This is a genomic window from Candidatus Flexicrinis affinis, from assembly GCA_016716525.1.
In the GTDB taxonomy this organism is placed as follows: Bacteria; Chloroflexota; Anaerolineae; order Aggregatilineales; family Phototrophicaceae; genus Flexicrinis; species Flexicrinis affinis.
Genome location: JADJWE010000009.1, coordinates 544,144 through 558,642 on the forward strand (window position 1 = coordinate 544,144; position 14,499 = coordinate 558,642).

Sequence of the window (14,499 nt, forward strand, 5' to 3'; positions counted from 1 at the left end):
CGTAACGACATAGAGGCGAATTATTTGCTGTGTCATCCCGGGCCCCCTGCGCGCCCCTTTATTCCCAGCATGCTTCTTGCGTTTGGGCAGACAGGTGGGGATGCGGACTATGCAGCTTTGCGTGATTGAAGGGGACGGCGTCGGCCATGAAGTCATTCCGGCCGCCGTACGCGTCCTGAGAGCGCTGGTGCCGGAACTCGACGTTATTCCGGCCGAGGCCGGTTTCGAAACACTTCAACGTACGGGGACGCCGCTGCCGGAGGAAACGCGCCGGATCGCGGAGCAGACCCGCGCGGTGCTGTTTGGCGCCGCGGAGTCGCCGTCGTTTCATGTCGAAGGCTACTATTCCCCGATCATTGCGCTGCGTCAACAGCTCAAGGCGTACGCCAACATCCGCCCGACGCGCTACCTGCCGGTTGCCACGGCGCGGCCCGGTGTCGATTTCATTATCGTGCGCGAGAACACCGAGGACCTCTACACTGGCGCAGAGACGGTCGACGAGTCGGGCGACAGCGGCGTGGCCCAGAAGATCATCACGCGGGCCGCGACAGAACGCGTCGCACGTCGAGCATACAAGCTCGCGCTGGAGAACGAACGGCAGCGCGTCACGATCGTCCACAAGGCGAACGTCCTGCCCAAGAGCGACGGCCTGTTCCGGCGTGTCGCGTTTGAGATCGCCGAGCGCTACCCGGAGATCGAGACCGACGAACTGTTGGTCGATACGGCCGCCTACTGGATGGTCAAGTCGCCGACGCGGTTCGACGTCATCCTGACCAGTAACCTGTACGGCGACATCCTGTCGGATATGGGCGCGGCGTGGGGCGGCGGGTTGGGCCTCGCACCGGCGCTCAATTTGGGTGACGATGCGGCGATCGCCGAACCGGTCCACGGGACCGCGCCGGACATCGCCGGCAAAGGCGTCGCAAATCCGACTGCCGCGATCCTCAGCGTTGCGCTTCTGCTGCGCCACCATTTCCAACGGCCGGATCTCGGCTATCGCATCGAGAGTGCCGTCACACGGGCCATCACCGACGGCTTCCACACGGCCGATGTCGAACTCCGCGGCGCGCTCGGGACCGAGGACTTCGCGGACAAGGTCATCGAGTTGGTGACAGCCCACAGCGCGAGCACTGGATAATGATCACGCTCGGCGACCTGCGGATACACTTCATTGACGACGGCGTGACTCACGTCGACGCCGGGGGCGCGTTCGGGCTGGTGCCACGTGTCTTGTGGTCACACTACTTGCAGCCGGACGACGACAATCGCGTGCCGATGATGAACCTTAACCTGCTGGTCGAAACGGGCGGGCGCAAGATCGTGATCGACACCGGGTTGGGCCGCAAGCTGGACGCGAAGGCGCTTGCCAACTGGCGCTTTGAACGCCCGCGCGGCGACCTGATCGACGCGCTGGCGCGTCTCGGCGTTCAGCCGGCGGACATCGACCTCGTGATCGACACGCACCTGCATTCCGACCACTGCGGCGGAAATACGGTGCTCGATGAGGTTGGCAACGTCCGGCCGGCGTTCCCGAATGCCGAATACGTTGTACAGCGCCGCGAATACGAAGACGCGATCCGCCCGAACGAACGCACTGCCGCCACTTACCTGTTGTATAACTACGAGCCGTTGTATAAGTCCGGCCAGCTTCGGCTGTTGGACGGCGACGTCGAATTGGCGCCGGGCGTGACGGGTCACATCACGCGCGGGCACACGCCGGGCCATATGTCGGTGCGGTTGGAAGGCGGCGGCAAGCACGTGCTGTTCGTATGCGACATGGCGAGCTATGCGGTGCACTTCGAACGGCTGGCGTGGATGACCGCGTATGATGTCGAGCCGCTGGTGACGCTAGAGACCAAGCGCCGCTGGCAGCAGTGGGCGCTGGAGACCAACGCGCTCCTGATCTTTCCGCACGACACGCAGCGCCCGGCGGGCAGGCTGGCGGAAGACCCCAAAGGCAAGATGCACATCGTGCCGGAGCCGGTCGAGTTCGCATAAGAGCGACGTCGGAAATATCAAGTGATGCGTGCCGAGAAACCTGCGCCCAGCCTGCGAACGTAAGCCCAGTTCGCGCTATACTGGGATGGACGTGCCTGAACAGGGGTGGTGACGACCATGAACCCGATCAGTCAGATCTCGCGCTATGCACTAATCGCTGTGATTTGGCTCGGCGTGCTGATCTTCAGCATGGGGATGACCGCGATCATCAGCGTGTTCAGCGATGCGGGGATCGCGTTTCAGGACGTGTTCCCGTTGATGGTCTTGTCTGTCATCGGCGCGGCGGTTTCGACCTCGATTATCGCCGCGACGAGCCGAGACAGCGGTGCAGGGGTGCAGGCGCAGTCTCAACGCGTCGACAGTCGCGTCGCCCAGTCCAAGTCCAAGAACGATCAACTGGGCCTCGACCCGGTCAGTCTGCTGACCGAGGACGACCTTGAAGAACTGCGTGCCGAGGTCAAGCAGCATCTGCGCGCGCGGCTTCTTTCGGGAGAAGGCGCCGAAATGAGCAGCTTCGAGGACCTGCTGGCCGAGCGGTCGCAGCAGCGCCAACGTAAATAGCACCGTCCTCGCAACCCTGCCACCCGGTCTCGCGTATATCAACGTAAGCGGGCGCGCTGTCGTACGGCCCCGCCTCTCCCTCGAAACACGCGGAGCAGCCTGTAATGTCAAAAGAGAATTCGTCGAGCAGCCTATCGCGCAACGATCTGGTCGGGTTGATCTGGGGGTGCGTGATCATCCTGATCCTCGGAATGAGCGGGATTGTCGGATTTTCCGGGCTGTCCGAGTCGGTGGCGTTCAGCGACCTGCTGCCTGTCTTTGCCGTCGCGCTGGTGTCTGCGGCGGTCGCCACGTATATCATCATCGAGCGTGTGCCGGACGCGGCGCGCCGGTCGGCGGCCTACCATGACGAGACGGCGCTCGACAAGACGAAGAACGATCAACTGACGCTCAGCGCACTCAACCTTCTCACCGACGAGGACTTGGAAGACCTGCGCTTCGAGATCAAGCAGCACCTTCGCGAACGGCTGTTGACCGGTCAGGATGGCGAACTGGGCGGCCTTGACGCGTTGATCGCAGAGCGGGCACAGAAGAGCCGGCGCGGCTGAGCGCGCTTAGTGAGTTCCGGACAACGTGGACATGACGAATCAATCACCATGGGTTGCAGCACTCCGATACCTTGTGATCGGGATCATCTGGTTGGGCGTGCTGGCGTTCGCGCTGATTGCGGCGTTGGGCACGGCATCGGGCACGGTCGACGCCTCGCCGTTGGAAGGCATCGGCTTTGCTGCGTTCGTCGGGGCGGCAGTGGCGACAGTGGCGCTCACGTCGCCAGATTTTCTGCGGCTGATGCAGCGTGGTTCGGCCGTGGCCGAAGCGGCCAAGGCGAAGAACGAGGACAGCGCGAATCCGATGGCGCTGCTCACGCCGGAAGACCTCGAAGATCTGCGACACGAAGCGCGCGAGCGCATCCGGCAGCGGTTGATCGACGGCGGCGACGGCGAGCTGAGCACGCTTGACTCGCTGCTGGCCGAGGATGACCGGATGCAGAGGCGCAAGTGAGCTGTCTGCTGCGTTAGGTTAGACCACCCCGTCATCGATCGCGGTGGGTTCATGTCAGGAAAGGATCATGACGATGAGCCAGACCTTGATCATCATCTTGCGTTACGCGTTGATCGCACTGATCTGGATCGGCGCGCTCCTGTTCGCGGGCCCATCTGAGACCGTGCTTGGCATCACAGCACTCATCTGCGCGGCAATCGCGTCCGCGGCGATTGCGTCGCCGCAGGTCGATTCGGCAAGATCCAGAGAGCAGAACGCGGCATCGAAAGCCAAGAATGACCGGACAGCCGATCCGATGGCGCTGCTCACGCCGGAAGACCTCGAAGACCTGCGGCAGGAAGCCCGCGAGCGCATCCGGCAGCGGCTGATCGACGGCGGCGAAGGCGAGCTGGGCACGCTCGACTCGCTGCTGGCCGAGGACGACACGGCGAAGCGCCAGACCAAGTAACTGAACGGCCAAGCAGGAACGCGCTGCAACTTTGCTTGCGCGCCAACGTAGATATACTCATATCAACAGTCAGAGCGAACGAGTCGACTATGGTTCAGTCCCCGTGGGTAGCCATTGCGAAGTACATCGTCGTCGGCCTGATCTGGATCGGCGTACTGACGTTTGCCGTGGTCACGGCGAGCACGTCGGCGCTGAGCAGTTCCAATCTCGAGCCGTTGGCCGCGATCGGCATCGCCGCGTTCATCACCGCCGCGATTTCCACCGGCGTGATCCTCGTGCCGGGCGCGTTTAGCAAGAGCGACGGGGATACTGCGGCGCGTACCTCGGAAAAGCCCAAAAACGATAGGTCTGCCGATCCGATGAGCCTGCTGACGCCGGACGATTTGGATGAACTGCGCGCCGAGATGAAGCAGCGCCTGCGCGAACGGATGCTCAGCGCCGGGGAGGGCGAGCTAACGCCGCTCGACTCGCTGTTGGCCGAACAAGAGCACAAGGCGAGGCGCTAAGCCGTGCGCGTAACGGCTGGCGGACTACTTCGGACAACCGCCATCGTGATGGTGTGGCTTACCGCGATGTTCGCAATGGCAGTGGCTGTGAATCGCAGCACAAGCAACGGAAGTTCGTTTTGGCTTCCGTTGATCGTCACGGCGATCGCGATTGCAGCAGCAGTGTTCTTAAGCCGGGTGATCGCCCGCGCCAGAGTCTATATCGAATTCGGACTCGAGCCGAAACGCGTGCCGGCATCCACTGCACTACCGCGCAAGAATAGCGACCTATCAGTGGGCGACCTGCGCGAAATGCTGCACCTGCTCAACGAGAACGATCTCGACGATTTGCGCGCCGAACTGCGCGAGGCGATGCGCGCGCGGATTCGCAACCTGACGGGTCAACCCGAATTCGAGTCGTTCGAACATCTCCTAGCTGAACCGGAACCGCGTCAGCGCGCGAAGCGCGGATAGCGACGAACACCGTGCAAGACGCTATACTTCAGATACGCGCCGCTCGAGGATGAGTTTGCTGCCATGACCGCTGGAAAAGTCGTTGCCGTCCTTGCTGTTTGGATTACCACCGGCATCTTGTTTGTCACGACCCTGAACACGGAATTTGTGCAGGGCGGCAATTTCTTCGGCTGGATCTTGCTTGTCTCGATCCTCGGAATTGCCGCCGGCGCGACCGGTTCGATAACCAGTGGGTCGAATGCCGCCGTTCAGTCCTCGTCGTCCAAGGACTCCGAGCGCAAAGAAGCCGCCGGAAAGGCCAAGCGCGGCGAGAACATAGAAGAGATGCTTGCCCTGCTCGACGAGGACGATCTCTACGACCTCCGCCAGCGGGTGAAGCAGCGCCTGATCGACCGTCTTGAAGACGGTGGCGCTTCTGATGTCGCGTCGTTCGAGCAGCTCCTGAACGAGCAGGGCCGCAAGCGGCGCTAGTCCAGTTCGACCGGGTCCTCCGCGCCGACTCCGAATCCGTCATAGAATCACATCAGCCGAAAGCCGTTCGCGAGGAGTGCGTCAATGCGCCGTCTTTGGATCGTACTGCTTCTGGTTGTGCTGGGTTCATTGGCGGTCGCGCAGGCGCCGCGCGGTGTCCCCGATGCACGCTACGCCCGTCTTGCCAGAGGGATCAACCTCCCGTTCTGGTTCTGGTACGGACCGGGGGAGCAGGCGGGGATCGAGGCGCGCTACTCCGACGAGGAGTTCTCCACGCTGGCCGCGGTCGGCGTGACGTTCGTGCGCATCCCGATCAATCTGCCGTTCGTCCATGACGAAAACGCGGGCGATCATCTCAACGCCGCTAACGTGGCACTGCTCAAGACACAAGTTCAACGTGTGCTGGATGCCGGGCTGGCGGCGGTTGTCGACATTCATACGACCGACGAGAATCAAGACGGATTCTCATGGTGGTTGGAAAACGACCCGACGTTCGAAGCGAAATTCGTCGCGTTCTGGCAGGACTTCGCCGCCAGCATGGCCGCGACCTTCAGCGCCGACGATGTCTTCTTCGAAATCCTCAACGAGCCGATCTTCTATGACACGCCGGGAGATTGGCCGCCGATTCAGGCCGGACTCGCCGCGGCGATCCGTACCGGTGCGCCTGATCATACGATCATCGCCGGCGGGGCGCGCTGGAACAGCTACGACACGCTGATGGACTTGACGCCTCTGGCGGACACGAACGTGATCTACACGTTCCACTTCTACGAGCCGTTCGCGTTCACGCATCAAGGCGCGACATGGGCGGGTCCCGACGTCGAGCCGCTGGGCGGTATCCCGTATCCGTCCAGCCCTGCGATCATCGCACCGCTGTTGAACAATTACATCGGCGGAGCGCGCGCATTGCTGGAGGATTATGGCAACGCGAATTGGAACGCGGCCAAGGTCGCCGGCATCATCGCGGACGCGGCGGCGTGGGCGTCGACCAACAACGTCAAGCTGCTCGCCGGCGAGTTCGGCGTGTTGAAGACGTACGCGCCCAAGGACGACCGCGCCGAACTCATCCGCGACGTGCGGACGGCGCTCGAAGCCAACGGCATCGCGTGGTCGATGTGGGATTACGACAATTCGTTCGGGCTGTTCGTGCGGCAGGATCCGGCCCCGCCGCGCATCGACCCGGCGATTGCGACGGCGCTGGGCCTCGACCCGTCGGCGGCGCTGGCCGCAACCCCGTTTCTCACAGCGACGCAGGCCGGCTTCAACGACCCGGCCGACCCGCTCGAGCCGTTCAAGATCAAGAATGTCTCCGATGGGGATGGGGCGTTCTGTGGACTGGGCGGCGGGTACTACGACGAGCAGTGCGCGCTCGTGCTGACCGGCGGGCCGACCCAAGACGTCAAGGTCAAGCTCAAATGGGCGGGTGATGCGCTCAAGCTGCTCGGTGCGGGGAAGGGCGACGCGATTCAGCTCGTCTTCGACCTGCTGCCGGCGACATCGTTCACCAACGTGAACGTCAAGCTGTCGGTGACGTACACCAACGGCAAATCCCCGTCGGTCACGTCGCATACGTTCATCGACGAGGTGTACGACCATTGGCTGAACCCGCAAATGCTGGTGACCATCGCCAGCAAGAAGATCAACGCCGCCAAGCTGGTGATCAAGGATCGCACCAGCGGTGGAGAAGTGTACATTGACCGGATGAACCTGATCCTGCTGCAGCCACCGGCCGCGCGCCGTGTGCTCGGTGTACCGCCTGCGCCTGAAGTGTTTCGTCATTTCAGCAGCAGGGGTAGCTGAGCCGCGTTCCCTTGCGGTCTGGCGATTTCCAACAACAAACGCGCTTCATTCAACAAAACAGACAAATTGCACACGGTCGGTCCGTTTCGTATGTGGTCTTTTAGTCAACTGTGCTAAAAGCCGCTTGTCCCTTTTTGCACTTTCTCGCTGAATACAGGCGTGAATTGTCACCATATACTTACTCGCTATTGGCGGCTTTAGTGATTCTCAACAACGACGGAGACTCCCCCAATGGCTGATTATCTCGTGCCGGCAGAGGCGAAGGCCTCGCCCGATGCGCTGTTGAAATGGGCGCGCGCGAACGGAATCGAGGAAATCGACGTTCGCTTTCCTGACATTCGCGGCATCATCCAGCACTTCTCGCTGCCGCTGGGTGGGGTCGACGTAGGCAACTTCGAAGACGGGTTTGGGTTCGACGGCTCGTCGATCAAGGGTTTTCAGACGATCGACAAGTCCGACCTCGTACTCTTTGCCGACCTTGCGAGCGCGTTCGTCGATCCGTTCATGAAGCGCAAGACGCTTGCGTTCTACACCGACATCTACGAACCTGCAGGCGGCCCGGCGTACGGCCGCGATCCGCGCGCCGTTGCCAAGCGCGCCGAAGCGTACCTCAAGACGACCGGTATTGCCGACTCGGCCTATTTCGGCCCGGAAGCGGAGTTCTTCGTCTTCAGCAACGTGCGTTACAAGGTCGACCATAATGTCAGCTACTACGAGGTCGACAGCCACGAGGCATTCTGGAACACGGACAGCCCGCAGCCCGGCATGAACTACCTGAACCGGCTGAAAGAAGGGTACTTCCCGCTGCCGCCGTTGGACAAGCTGCAAGACCTGCGCGCCGAGATGGTCGCCACCATGATCGCGTGCGGCATCGATATCGAGGTGCATCACCACGAAGTCGCCGCTGCCGGTCAGTGCGAGATCGACATGCGCTTCGACTCCCTGACGTCGATGGCCGATAAGCTGACCAAATACAAGTACATCGTCAAGAACGTCGCTGCCGCGCATGGCCTGATCGCGACCTTCCTGCCCAAGCCGGTGTTTGCGGACAACGGGTCGGGCATGCACGTGCATCAGTCGCTGTGGAAGGATGGCAAGCCGCTGTTCTTCGGGGACGGCTACGCCAACCTGAGCGAGATCGCGCTGCACTACATCGGCGGCATCTTGAAGCATGCGCCGGCGATCCTCGCTTTTGCCGCACCGACGACCAACAGCTACCGCCGTCTGGTCCCGGGCTACGAGGCACCGGTGAACCTCGTGTACAGCAACCGCAATCGTTCCGCCGCGATCCGCATCCCGGCCTACAGCAAGAACCCGAAGGCCAAGCGTATCGAGACGCGCTTCCCCGATCCGATGGCGAACCCGTACTACACGTTCCCGGCGCTCATGCTGGCCGGCTTGGACGGCATCGCGCACAAGATTCACCCGGGCGAGCCGGCCGACTTCGACCTGTTCGAGTCGCACGTCAAGACCCCGACCGTCCCGGGCAGCTTGCACGGCGCGCTGGACGCGCTGGAAGCCGATCACGACTTCCTGTTGGCGGGCGGCGTGTTTACCAAGGACATCATCGAAGGCTACATCGAGTACAAGCGTATTCACGAGGCCGACGCAGTCGCGATGCGCCCGCACCCGTACGAGTTCGTGCTGTACTTCGACCACTAGACCGGCGACGCACGCTCCATTCTCAGTACGAAGGCGCCCCCGTCGCAACGACGGGGGCGCGTTGTTGTGTACCGCGGCGCGCCAGAAGGCCGCGGATTGAAAACGGATCGACGGTATGCCTCTAGCCGTGGCGCAAGACGGCAATGGCCGGCGCATTTTCGGGCATCGCCGCGCGTTCGACGGCATGTGCGGTGCCGCCGTTTCGAATGGTCTCCACAGCCGCGAACTCGATCAGGTCGACATCGTCCGGTTCGGCCGATTCGTCGTCGTGCACACGCACCTCGAGCGTGTATGGGTCGTACTGACCGCGTACGACGGTATCCATCGCAACGACTAGCTGACCGACGCGACCGGTCGCCGCGCCGACGACGATGTCGGGCAGGCGGGCCGTGGCGAGGCCGCTGTGGCGGCGGTTATGGAACGCCTCGAATACGCCATCCAGTTCACGCTTGAAATGGGCCTCGACGATCGGCCACGCAGCCTCGCGCAGCTCGTGCGGTTTGAGATGATCGGCGTTGCCGACGACCATCTCGTCTAGGATCGGAGCATACTTCGTGGCGCTGCGGAACATGGCGCCCTGATAGTCGACGGTGGCCAGCACAAGCGGGCTTCCGCTCCTGTCGATCGCGGAGCGAACGCCGCGCTCGACCTCTTGGATGTACTGGGCGATCAGCACCTTCTCGTTCTCTGCCTCGCCACCCTTGCCGTGGAACTGCGCGACGCCGCTGCCATACTGCGGGGTAGCGGTGTGGTAGTTGAGCTGGCGTTCGGGGTCGTCCAACTGGGCGGACGCGCGCACGCTTCGCGGCATGTCCTCCGGCAGTTCGACAGCGCGTTCGGATGCGCGCGTACACTCGAACAACCTGACGGCCTTCTGACTCAGCGCCAGCACGAAGAACCGGCCGTTGTGCGTAAACAGGGGCAGCAGCGGATAGATGGCATAGGTCGTGTTGATCATCACGCGCTGTGGCGGAACATACGGCAGGCTGTACGTCAGCATTTCATCCGGGCTGATCAGTACCGCCAGTCCATCCGACTGATGCCGCCAGAACTCCACATCGCGCAGGAGCAGTTTGGCGGGCGCCAGAATCTGGTCCGCGTCGTCCGGCGCGATGCCGCGCGCGACGAGCTGCTGTTCGGCCTGCTTGAGCAGATCGCGGAAAAGCACAGGGTCTTGCTGCGCGTCGGGCCCGGCGCGATGAGTCCGGAGGTAGATCGATACACTGGGGAAATGCTCGCGTTCGGCAAGCTCGCGGAGCGCATCGCGGGTCAGGTCGGGCAGGGTGGGGGTCGACATTGTCACTCTCCTTCTCCATGCCGATATTGAGTTGTGCGCTATCTCCATTATAAGACCGTACCGATCCGATACGGGTATTCGTTTGGAACGCGTAGGATTACGAGTCGATGCGGAACGCGCCGTCGTCAAGGCGAGTCACGCCGTTCAGCGCGATGTCGACCCCGTCGGCGTCGACGCGCAGGACTCCCGCGTGATATTCAACGGCGCGGGCCGGAACGATCGCGCGGCGGTGCGCGATGTCGTCGATCGCCGGCACGCCGTCCGACGCGACGTGTCCCCGATCCGGCAGCATCAGCTTGAACATCTCGCGGTGCAGAATTCGGCCATCGCCAAGCGGCTGCATCGTGTTTGGGCTGAATGCGCGGAATACCGGTGTTCCGGCAGGGTACTCGATAACCAGCCCGGACGCTTCCAGCGGCGCGGTGAGGGCGTCGATCTCGGGCCGAAGCGCGGCCACGGCGGCACGCTCGATATCCAGCGCGTCGTCCCACCCCAACGCGCTCAAGTCAAGATCGCCGGCGGCCGAGCCGATGACGATGTCGCTGGGCGATTCACCGGCCTCGATGCGCTCCATCCAGCTCGTGTGCGTCTCGTCCATCAGGCGGCACAGCGCGGCCCCGGCTTGATAGAAGCGCGTCCAGCCGAACTCCGGAATCACCGGGCCGGGTTCGATGCCGAACAGTGCGTGCCGCGTGGCCTGCTCGACATAGGATGCCGTGCCTTCGAATCGTTCGAGGTAGCGTTCGTAGTCGAGCAACCCGCCAGCCTCAGAGATGTAGCGCGCGCGACGGTGGCGCAGCAGCGCGCCCAACACAGCTAGACGCTCGGCCGCCGGGCGCGTACGATCGTTGAGCAGGTCGGCCTCGATGCGGCACAGGGCCCGGTATTCCGGCACGAGTTCGGGATAGTGTGCCATGGCGGTGAACATATCGGCCGGGGTCGGAACGAAATGGTGCGCTTGATAGACGTGGAAGCCCTCGTGATAGGCGATGGTAACGGCGCGCTCGTGGCTGTCGCACACCCATGTCGGGAGTGTCGCGGTCTGTACGCCGCCGATCTCGACCGCCGTCGCGGCGACGAGCCGGTCAGGACGGGCGGCGGGCGGGCTGGGATGGTTGACGTAGGCAACCACGTCATCGTCGTAGACGGCAAACGGGATCGATTCGAAGTGATATTCGAGCCACGGACGGACGGGTGCTGTGCGGGCGTTCTCGACCCAGTGTGTAACTTCGGAAACGCTTGGCATCGGTTGCTCCAGGGAGTCGGCGGGATTCGGATTCAGGCGCAGATTGGATCATCCGTTCGACCCTATTCTATCGTAGAATAGGCAGCATGATGCCGACACCGGACGAACTCATTCTGGCGTTGCTCTGCGCCCAACCGCAGCACGGGTATGCCGTCGCGGAAGCGTTCGCGGATCCCGAGCGGCTTGGCCTGATCTGGGACATGAGCGTGAGTCAAGTGTACAAGGTGCTGAAACGGCTCGAACAGGCGGGACTGCTCGACGGTACCGATATTCCAGTCGCTGCTGCGCCGAACCGAACCGAGTACCGGATCACCGCGGCCGGGCGCGACGTGCTGAACAAGTGGCTCGACGAGCCAAACCCGTCGCCCAGTATCCGGCACGTACGGGTCGTGTTTTTGAGCCGGATGTACGCCGCGCATGCTTTACAGCGTCCGATTGCCGGCATTGTCCAGCGGCAGATTCAGCAGTGCGAGCAGCAGCGTGCCGTTGTCGCCGCCGAATACGAAGCCGCTCAGACCGATCCGGCACGTTGGGCGCTTGGCCTGCATCTGCACCAGATCGATGCGGTGCTGGCATGGTTGAGTCGGCTCTATGCAGGTCACCCGGTTTCCTGAAGGAGATTTCATGCGCTTGCCGAGATCACTCGCCGCAATCCTGCTGCTTGCCGCAAGCCTGAGCGTGGTCACCGGCCAGTCGCCGCGCACGCTGATTGTGTTCGCTGCGTCCTCGCTGACCGACGCGTTCGAGGAAATTGGCGCGACCTTCGAAACCGAGAACCCCGGCGTCGATGTGCTGTTCAACTTCGGCGGTTCGAGCACGCTCGGCGCCCAACTGAGCGAGGGTGCCGAGGCGGACGTGTTCGCCAGCGCCAATCAGCGCCAAATGGCAGCTGCTCAGGAGGCGGGACGGATCGCCGGCGAGCCGCGGGTGTTCGCACGAAACCGGCTTGCGCTGATCGTCCCGGCCGATAACCCTGCACAGATCGAGTCCCTCGCCGATCTCCAGAATCCGGGGGTCGTGCTGGTGATCGCGGCGGAAGGCGTACCCGTGCGCGACTACACCGAGACGATGCTAACCGCCATGAGCGCCGACCCGGCCCACGGCCAGATGGTTGTCGTTGGAATCCGCGCTAACGTCCGCAGCGAAGAACCGAACGTCCGGCAGGTGACGGCCAAGGTCGCGCTCGGCGAGGCGGACGCCGGCATCGTGTATTCGTCAGACGTGACGCCCGATATCCGCGAGTCTGTCATTCAGTTCGAAATTCCAGACGCGTTCAACGTGATCGCAGAGTATCCGATCGCGGTGGTCGAAGGCGCTGGGGATGCGGTACTTGCGCAGTCGTTCGTCGAATTCGTGCACTCGGACGCCGGGCAAGATACGCTCGAGCGTTGGGGCTTCGTGCGCGGCGTACCGGAGCGGCGCTGCTGGCGGTTGCTGTTCATTCCTGTGTGCAGGTAGCCGATGCGCTGGGGACAGGTCGGAGTATACGGTGCCGCGAGCCTTGCGCTCGGTTTCTTGACGATTCCGGTGCTGGCGCTGCTGCTGCGCGGCGTGCAGGAGCAGGCGTGGGTTGGTGTACCGGTCGACGTTCTGCCGCCGGCCATCGGGCTGAGTTTCGCGACGACCGGCGTGTCGCTGCTGCTGACGGCCGCGTTCGGGACGCCGCTGGCGTTCGTGCTGGCCCGCAGCCGCTTTCGTCTCAAGCGACTCGTCAATACGTTGGTCGAGCTGCCGATCGTGCTGCCGCCGGCAGTTGCCGGTCTCGCGCTGCTGATCGCGTTCGGCCGGCGCGGCGTGATCGGCGGGGTGCTCGACGACGCCGGCATTGCGATTGCATTCACGACCACCGCGGTTATCCTCGCGCAGTGCTTTGTCGCCGCGCCGCTGTATGTCCGTGCCGCGCAGGTCGGCTTCATGAGCGTGCCGAAGGAGATCGAGGACGCGGCACGTGTGGACGGGGCGGACGGATTCATGCTGTTTCGCCTGATCACGCTGCCGCTGGCACGGCGGGCGATTGCGGCGGGACTGGTGCTCAGTTGGGCGCGCGCGCTGGGCGAATTCGGCGCGACGCTGCTATTTGCTGGCAGCTTGCAGGGCCGCACGCAGACCATGCCGCTGCTGATCTACAACATCATCGAGCGTGACATCGACGCCGCGATCTGGACGGGCATCATCCTGATTGGGCTGGCGCTGGTGGCGTTGGCCGCTTCGCAATGGCTGTCCCCGCGAGAGCATAACGACGAACCCGGCTACGGAGTGTTGTAGAAAGTCGTCAGGATTCAGTTGTCAGTGGTCAGGGTGACGTGGGCCGTATAGACTTGCGCTGTGTCCGACAGGTGCGTAAATGGTAGGGACGCGGCGTGCCGCGTCCGCCGTTGATAATGCGCACATTTGCGCCATGGTAGGCCAAGTGCGTGTGTGGTAGGGACGCGATACATGGTGTCCGCCGTTGGTCAGGAAGTACGATCTGTGCTCAACAAACTCGTCCGATTTGCCCGCAAGGGATTTCGCATTCTGTACCGTCGTCTGCGCGATCAAGGTGTGCGGACGACTCTCGTATGGGTATATGGACGCGGCCTATCCAAGCTGACCGGTGTACCGCTGCTGCAGTACAGCCGCGTGACTCCGCAGCTCTACGTCGGCCCGCAGTTCAATGCGCGCGGCAAGCGTCACCTCGAAGCCCACGGCATCACCGCGTCGGTCAACCTGCGCACCGAGTTTGACGACGCGGCGCATGGTTTGGCGCTGGATCACTACTTGCACCTGCCGGTGGTTGACGACTCCGCGCCGACCATCGAGCAGTTCGAGCGCGGAGCCGCGTTTATCCACGAGCAGATCGAGGCGGGACGGGCGGTTTACATTCACTGCGCAGGCGGAGTGGGGCGCGCGCCGACCATCGCCGCGGCTTACCTGATCTCGACCGGCAAGTCGCTGGACGACGCGCTGGCGGCGATCCGCAAAGTGCGGCCCTTCGTCAGCATCACGCCGCCGCAGATGGAACAGCTTCGCGCCTATGAGGCGCAGCTCAGCGAACCGGAGCCTGCCGCATGAACAT

The 14,499-nt window shown here is 63.1% G+C and carries 17 protein-coding genes; 15 read left to right on the forward strand and 2 right to left on the reverse strand.

From position 1 onward, the window contains the following. Positions 1 to 109: 109 nt before the first annotated feature. The 11 genes from IPM16_21560 to glnA all read left to right on the forward strand — a co-directional run bounded on the left by IPM16_21560 (position 110) and on the right by glnA (position 8,901). Positions 110 to 1,138 (forward strand): isocitrate/isopropylmalate dehydrogenase family protein, encoded by a 1,029-nt coding sequence (locus IPM16_21560; protein MBK9125692.1) that lies wholly within the window; start codon positions 110 to 112, stop codon positions 1,136 to 1,138. After that, entirely contained in the window at positions 1,138 to 1,998 is an 861-nt protein-coding gene (locus IPM16_21565; GenBank protein ID MBK9125693.1) for an MBL fold metallo-hydrolase, read from the forward strand. Before IPM16_21560 ends, IPM16_21565 begins: the two co-directional genes overlap by 1 nt. Positions 1,999 to 2,115: 117 nt before the next feature. After that, positions 2,116 to 2,559, forward strand: coding sequence for a hypothetical protein (locus IPM16_21570; protein ID MBK9125694.1), 444 nt, complete (start codon positions 2,116 to 2,118; stop codon positions 2,557 to 2,559). A 104-nt stretch (positions 2,560 to 2,663) separates the two neighbouring features. Then, positions 2,664 to 3,107, forward strand: coding sequence for a hypothetical protein (locus IPM16_21575; protein MBK9125695.1), 444 nt, complete (start codon positions 2,664 to 2,666; stop codon positions 3,105 to 3,107). A gap of 31 nt (positions 3,108 to 3,138) precedes the next feature. Then, complete coding sequence (locus IPM16_21580; protein ID MBK9125696.1) at positions 3,139 to 3,561, forward strand: hypothetical protein; 423 nt, start codon at positions 3,139 to 3,141, stop codon at positions 3,559 to 3,561. Positions 3,562 to 3,634: 73 nt separating this feature from the next. Continuing rightward, on the forward strand, positions 3,635 to 4,009 hold the full coding sequence (locus IPM16_21585) for a hypothetical protein (GenBank protein MBK9125697.1): 375 nt from the start codon (positions 3,635 to 3,637) through the stop codon (positions 4,007 to 4,009). 89 nt (positions 4,010 to 4,098) lie between these two features. After that, complete coding sequence (locus tag IPM16_21590; protein ID MBK9125698.1) at positions 4,099 to 4,515, forward strand: hypothetical protein; 417 nt, start codon at positions 4,099 to 4,101, stop codon at positions 4,513 to 4,515. Between the two features lie 3 nt (positions 4,516 to 4,518). After that, entirely contained in the window at positions 4,519 to 4,968 is a 450-nt protein-coding gene (locus IPM16_21595) for a hypothetical protein (protein ID MBK9125699.1), read from the forward strand. 63 nt (positions 4,969 to 5,031) lie between these two features. Next, a complete protein-coding gene (locus IPM16_21600) occupies positions 5,032 to 5,439 on the forward strand; it encodes a hypothetical protein (GenBank protein ID MBK9125700.1) in 408 nt (135 codons plus the stop codon). A gap of 84 nt (positions 5,440 to 5,523) precedes the next feature. Then, complete coding sequence (locus tag IPM16_21605; protein MBK9125701.1) at positions 5,524 to 7,239, forward strand: cellulase family glycosylhydrolase; 1,716 nt, start codon at positions 5,524 to 5,526, stop codon at positions 7,237 to 7,239. 231 nt (positions 7,240 to 7,470) lie between these two features. After that, a complete protein-coding gene (gene glnA / locus IPM16_21610; GenBank protein ID MBK9125702.1) occupies positions 7,471 to 8,901 on the forward strand; it encodes a type I glutamate--ammonia ligase in 1,431 nt (476 codons plus the stop codon). A 121-nt stretch (positions 8,902 to 9,022) separates the two neighbouring features. On the opposite strand, the gene IPM16_21615 is transcribed toward glnA, so the two are convergent. Next, entirely contained in the window at positions 9,023 to 10,198 is a 1,176-nt protein-coding gene (locus IPM16_21615; protein MBK9125703.1) for a hypothetical protein, read from the reverse strand. Between the two features lie 97 nt (positions 10,199 to 10,295). Beyond that, on the reverse strand, positions 10,296 to 11,444 hold the full coding sequence (locus tag IPM16_21620; GenBank protein ID MBK9125704.1) for a hypothetical protein: 1,149 nt from the start codon (positions 11,442 to 11,444) through the stop codon (positions 10,296 to 10,298). 86 nt (positions 11,445 to 11,530) lie between these two features. On the opposite strand from IPM16_21620, the gene IPM16_21625 reads away from it, so the two are divergent. The 4 genes from IPM16_21625 to IPM16_21640 all read left to right on the forward strand — a co-directional run bounded on the left by IPM16_21625 (position 11,531) and on the right by IPM16_21640 (position 14,495). Then, positions 11,531 to 12,058: a helix-turn-helix transcriptional regulator gene (locus IPM16_21625; GenBank protein ID MBK9125705.1), complete on the forward strand. Its 528-nt coding sequence runs from the start codon at positions 11,531 to 11,533 to the stop codon at positions 12,056 to 12,058. A gap of 10 nt (positions 12,059 to 12,068) precedes the next feature. Further along, positions 12,069 to 12,902: a molybdate ABC transporter substrate-binding protein gene (modA, locus tag IPM16_21630; GenBank protein ID MBK9125706.1), complete on the forward strand. Its 834-nt coding sequence runs from the start codon at positions 12,069 to 12,071 to the stop codon at positions 12,900 to 12,902. 3 nt (positions 12,903 to 12,905) lie between these two features. Then, a complete protein-coding gene (modB, locus tag IPM16_21635; GenBank protein ID MBK9125707.1) occupies positions 12,906 to 13,709 on the forward strand; it encodes a molybdate ABC transporter permease subunit in 804 nt (267 codons plus the stop codon). Positions 13,710 to 13,880: 171 nt separating this feature from the next. Beyond that, entirely contained in the window at positions 13,881 to 14,495 is a 615-nt protein-coding gene (locus IPM16_21640; GenBank protein ID MBK9125708.1) for a dual specificity protein phosphatase family protein, read from the forward strand. Positions 14,496 to 14,499 lie beyond the last annotated feature (4 nt).